This is a genomic window from Rhodopirellula maiorica SM1 (assembly GCF_000346295.1).
Classification (GTDB): domain Bacteria; phylum Planctomycetota; class Planctomycetia; order Pirellulales; family Pirellulaceae; genus Novipirellula; species Novipirellula maiorica.
This window is the reverse complement of record NZ_ANOG01000141.1, coordinates 1-4,250: the sequence shown is the minus strand read 5'-3', so window position 1 is coordinate 4,250 and position 4,250 is coordinate 1. Positions and strand designations below refer to the sequence as shown.

Below are 4,250 nucleotides of genomic sequence, written 5' to 3'. Positions count from 1 at the left end.
AGCCATTTGTGCTCAATGCAGACCTGATTCGCTACGTCGAACGACGCCCGGATACTTTCGTGACATTGACGTCGGGCGACCGAATCGTGGTCAAAGAGTCGATGGACGATGTCATCGAGCGAGCGGTGGAGTACCAACAACGCAAGCACTATATGCCAACGCCACGCGTCGCCCTGAACTGCACGTCCTAACAGCGGCCCAGTCACCCGAAGTGGTGACCACTCGCCGGACCCAACAAACCAAATTTGCTGAACTAGCTTCGGAAACGAATCATCATGGATATCGCCAGCCTCATCGGGTTGATACTCGCCATCGGCTTGATCCTCGCATCGATCGCGCTCGGCAACGCGCCCTTCTCGGCCTTTATTGACATTCCCTCACTATTGGTGGTGGTCGGAGGTGCGGTCGCGGCTGCGTTGATTTGTTTTCCGATGGCCAGCATGCTCAAGTCGCCGATGATCGCATTAAAAGTTTTGCTGAACAAAGGCGAGAACCGCTTGGAATTGATCAAGCAAATCGTTGAACTCGCGGAAACCGCGCGACGAGACGGACTGCTGGCACTCGAGTCCAAAGTCGGTGAAATCAAAAACTCACTGGTGAAAACCGGAATCCAAATGGCGGTCGACGGCAGCACGCCCGAGATTGTCGAAGAGGTGCTTCGTACCGAAGTCAATGCGATTGCGGTGCGTCATCGCGAAGGCAAAAGCATCATGGATCAACTCGGACGTTTTGCTCCGGCATACGGAATGATCGGAACATTGATGGGATTGATCATGATGCTTCAAGACATGAGCGATCCTTCGGGGATTGGTGCAGGGATGGCGGTCGCGTTGATCACCACACTCTATGGAGCGATCGTCGCGAACGTGTTCTTCAGCCCGTTTGCCGAAAAACTGGGGCTGCTGAGCCGTAACGAAATGGTCAGCATGGAAATTGCGATCCGTGGTGTGATGGCGATCCAACAAGGCGAAAGCCCTCGAGCGATCGACCAAAAACTTCGCACCTTCCTGCCGCCGAACCAACGCGGTGCTGAATAAGCACTGATGAACGCACCGAGAAAGACTTTGCCATCGCATTCCCTCGCTAACATGTCAAGAGAAGTAAACCATGGACGATGAACCAGATGAAATTGGCATTCCCGAATGGGTTGTCACGTTCGGTGACATGATGAGTCTATTGTTGACGTTTTTCATCATGTTGGTTTCGCTCAGCGAGATCAAAGAGGAAGAGACCTACCAGGCGCTTGTCGATTCGATGAAGCAGCAGTTCGGCTACGCGCGAACAATCGATGCATTAACGCCAGGCGACTCGCGTCCTCGATCGAGCAAATTCAGCGTGTTGTCGACCACCGGCCGCGCGAAGAAGAAAGATACAGCCAAGGGCGGCGTTCCCGAGAAAGCCCCCAGCGGCGAAGACCCGACGGTGCGAATCGTGCGGCCTGGGCAAGTCACAGCGGTCGGTTCGGTGATCTTTTTTGATATCGGTTCGGATGAACTCCGTCCGAGCGCGAAAGCGGCGATCAAAGACTTGGCGGCTCAACTGCGAGGCAAACCTCAAAAGATTGAAGTCCGCGGCCACACCTCGGCCGAATACGCAGCTCGCACCGCGGGTACCGACGAAGCGGTTCAGTTGGCGTTCCGGCGAGCGATTGCGGTCCGTACCGCGTTAGTTGTCGAACAGGGGATCGAAGCCGAACGATTTCGCGTCTCATCCGCGGGCGACAGCGAACCGATGCACCGCGCCGGTGGAAGCGTCGCGATCGCTCGCAATCCTCGCGTCGAAGTCTTTCTGTTGGACGAAACGGTCGAGGATCTGCACGGAACTGCCGATGAACGCAAAGCACGAACCATTCAAATGAACGACTCCATTGGGGAGGACAACTAGATGGCTGACGAAAAAGAAACGACAGAAAACGGCGATGGCGAAGCCGTTGTCCCGAAAAAAGCGGCTGTCGGCCGCGGACTTGTGATGGCGTTTGTGGGCGTCATTGTGCTGATCGAATCCGCCATGTTCTTTTTGATGGTGCCCAGCGCCGAAGAAGTCAGTGCACTGGCCGAGGCTAAACTGATCAAATCGGTCCAAGAGGGCGAAGTCCAAGCCGAAAAGAAGGCCGACGACGAAAACGAAGTCAAAGAGATCGACCTAGGCACCTTTGGCGAGACGTTCAGCCCGATCGATACCGAGCGTGAATACACGATCGAATTGCATTTGTATGGTTTGATCCGCAAAAAGAATTCCGACGCCATGGACGCCGAATTGGCGGAAAAACAAGGGCGTTTGCGTCACGCAATCCGGATGAAAATCCGCACCAGCGCGTTGACCGAACTGCAAGAAAACCAATTGGGGTTGCTTGAAAGACGAATTTTGACGACATCTAATCACTTACTCGCGGAAGATTATTTGCTCGGAGTCGGTTTTCACGACTACCAGCTACGCGAGGAGTGACCGTCGCACACGGAGGCGTCAAAACGACGCTCGGCGTGTGAAACAGGTCGTGAAACAACGTCGTCCACGGAAGGACCTAGCCAGTGCCAGACCCTGCCAAACCCACCTCTGCCAAGCCAGACGCTGCATCGTCTGGCTCGACCGATCCCGCGACCGATCCAAAGTCCAAGGGTTCCGAAGAACATCTGGACATGGACGATATCGAAAAACTGCTAGCCGAGGCGTCGGGAAACCTCGACCAAGCGGCTGGCAAAGGCGTGGCCAATTCTGGGTCTCCCGAACCATTTAATCTAGGCAATCTCGAGCCCGACGCGTCCTCCGGCGAGCGACAATCGATCGACTTGCTAGGCGAAGTCGAATTGGATCTTCGCATCGAGCTCGGTCGCACTCAGATGAAACTCGAAGAAGTGCTGCAGCTTCGTGGCGGATCGGTGGTCGCACTGGACAAATTAGCAGGCGATCCTGTCGATATTTTTGTCAATGGAAAATTGATTGCTCGCGGCGAAGTGCTCGTCATGAATGACAACTTTTGTGTTCGTGTGACGGAGTTGATCAGTGCGTAACCCATGTCATAGGATCGCGTCTTCAAACCGCCTGGGCAGCAGCATGATCGCATTGGCCGCGCTGGCCATGACGGTTTGTGCCACCACCGCGACCGCCCAGCAGTATTCGGTTGCCGATTCCGCGGCGAGCGAAACGACTTCAACGTCAGTCCCGCAAACCACCCAGCCAGCTTTACTAAACGAACCAACGCCCAAAGTCATCGCCCGCGGCTTCCCCGCATTGTCACAGCGATCGATCTCTACGGACACGGCGGGCGAGCAACCTGAGGGCCAACAAGAAAGCCAGTTGGCGGTTCCCGGGATCACTGTCGCGTCGAGTTTGGCGGTGGTGCTTGGTTTGTTCGCGGGCTTTGTTTGGCTGACACGTCGTTTCAGCACGGGTGGATCCGCTAACGGCGTGATCCCCAAAGACGTGGTTCAAAATCTGGGCAGCACCTCGATCGACTCGCGAACCAAGGTGTCCATGATTCGCTGTGGCAATCGCATTATCGTGGTCGCGCAAACGGCAACCGGAATTCATCCGCTATCAGAAATCACCGACCTGAACGAAGTGCAGCAATTGACCGCATCATGCATCGGCGAATCAAAACGCAATTTCGCCAGCACGCTTCGCGAGTTTGAAAAAGAACCGGCCGAAAAAGGGTTCGCCGGCACACCGATTGAAACGCCTCCGACGCCTCGCAGCCGCGGCCGCTTGTTCGCCAGTGCCTAAAGGCGAAACTCGTCTTGATGTAGCAAAACTCGCCAAGCGTTGCGCTCGTGCCTGAATTCACAAAAGTCTTGGCGACTTTCGCTATCCCGGGGACTCCTTCCACGAGAAAACCGATACAATCGCGGCCATGATTGCCGCACTTCTTTTTGTCACATTTCTGCTGCTGGTCGGAGTCGCACTGCGAATCCGGTTTGGAATTTTCCAGTGGCTCTATATCCCTGCCTCGGTGATCGCGGGGATACTCGGCTTAGCCGTCATTCAGCTCGCACCGGAAAACGTCAGCGGAACAACCGAAGCGATTGCCACGACGCTGAGTGATTGGCCCAACCTGTTGATCGCCGTCGTCTTTGCCGGGATGCTGCTAGAACGCAAGCCTACGGAACATCGAGAAAACGCGAGCAACGTGGGTCGCGAAGCCTTGATGGTGTGGATCATCGTGCTCGGGCAAACCGCCGTCGGCTTGCTTGTCACTTGGATCTTCATCCAACCTTTTTATGATCTTCCCAATTCATTTGGAATGCTGATCGAGA

At 55.2% G+C, this 4,250-nt stretch carries 6 protein-coding genes and 1 pseudogene; all 7 read left to right on the top strand.

The window, feature by feature from the left end; genetic code table 11:
- Positions 1 to 8: 8 nt before the first annotated feature.
- On the top strand, positions 9 to 191 hold the full coding sequence (locus RMSM_RS04185) for a flagellar FlbD family protein (RefSeq protein ID WP_008692019.1): 183 nt from the start codon (positions 9 to 11) through the stop codon (positions 189 to 191).
- A gap of 84 nt (positions 192 to 275) precedes the next feature.
- Positions 276 to 1,037, top strand: coding sequence for a motility protein A (locus RMSM_RS04180; protein WP_008692018.1), 762 nt, complete (start codon positions 276 to 278; stop codon positions 1,035 to 1,037).
- A gap of 70 nt (positions 1,038 to 1,107) precedes the next feature.
- Positions 1,108 to 1,884, top strand: a complete 777-nt coding sequence (locus RMSM_RS04175; RefSeq protein WP_008692016.1) for an OmpA/MotB family protein — start codon at positions 1,108 to 1,110, stop codon at positions 1,882 to 1,884.
- Positions 1,885 to 2,445, top strand: coding sequence for a hypothetical protein (locus RMSM_RS04170; protein WP_008692014.1), 561 nt, complete (start codon positions 1,885 to 1,887; stop codon positions 2,443 to 2,445). It begins immediately after the preceding gene.
- Positions 2,446 to 2,528: 83 nt separating this feature from the next.
- Complete coding sequence (gene fliN, locus RMSM_RS04165; protein WP_008692011.1) at positions 2,529 to 3,008, top strand: flagellar motor switch protein FliN; 480 nt, start codon at positions 2,529 to 2,531, stop codon at positions 3,006 to 3,008.
- A 43-nt stretch (positions 3,009 to 3,051) separates the two neighbouring features.
- Positions 3,052 to 3,720: a FliO/MopB family protein gene (locus RMSM_RS04160; protein ID WP_008692009.1), complete on the top strand. Its 669-nt coding sequence runs from the start codon at positions 3,052 to 3,054 to the stop codon at positions 3,718 to 3,720.
- 127 nt (positions 3,721 to 3,847) lie between these two features.
- Positions 3,848 to 4,250: pseudogene (locus tag RMSM_RS04155) on the top strand (sodium:glutamate symporter); the annotation flags it as partial.

What these genes read in the sequence shown, in the direction of transcription:
- RMSM_RS04180 (WP_008692018.1), top strand. Translation starts at nt 276, where the DNA reads ATGGATATCGCCAGCCTCATCGGGTTGATACTCGCCATCGGCTTGATC.
- RMSM_RS04175 (WP_008692016.1), top strand. Translation starts at nt 1,108, where the DNA reads ATGGACGATGAACCAGATGAAATTGGCATTCCCGAATGGGTTGTCACG.
- RMSM_RS04170 (WP_008692014.1), top strand. Translation starts at nt 1,885, where the DNA reads ATGGCTGACGAAAAAGAAACGACAGAAAACGGCGATGGCGAAGCCGTT.
- RMSM_RS04160 (WP_008692009.1), top strand. Translation starts at nt 3,052, where the DNA reads ATGATCGCATTGGCCGCGCTGGCCATGACGGTTTGTGCCACCACCGCG.